Source organism: Neisseria sp. P0007.S010, assembly GCF_051962875.1.
In the GTDB taxonomy this organism is placed as follows: domain Bacteria; phylum Pseudomonadota; class Gammaproteobacteria; order Burkholderiales; family Neisseriaceae; genus Neisseria; species Neisseria subflava_A.
The window spans coordinates 86,227-86,470 of sequence record NZ_JBQCUX010000003.1; the positions used below are offsets into that span (position 1 = coordinate 86,227).

Below are 244 nucleotides of genomic sequence, written 5' to 3' on the forward strand. Positions count from 1 at the left end.
CAGATGGTATCGTAAGGCAGCGGAGCAGGGATTAGTCCAAGCACAATATAATTTGGGTGATATGTATAACCAAGGGCGAGGCGTCCGTCAAGACTATGCCGAAGCGTTCAGATGGTATCGTAAGGCAGCGGAGCAGGGATTAGTCCAAGCACAATATAATTTGGGTGATATGTATAACCAAGGGCAAGGCGTCCGTCAAGACTATGCACAGGCGGTGCAGTGGTATCGCAAGGCGGCAGAACAA

1 protein-coding gene is annotated in these 244 nt (G+C 50.0%); it reads left to right on the forward strand.

Going from position 1 to position 244, the window contains the following annotated elements; genetic code table 11:
- Window positions 1–244: tetratricopeptide repeat protein (locus ACTHR7_RS03240; protein WP_440370311.1), on the forward strand; the 244-nt coding region annotated here is incomplete at both ends.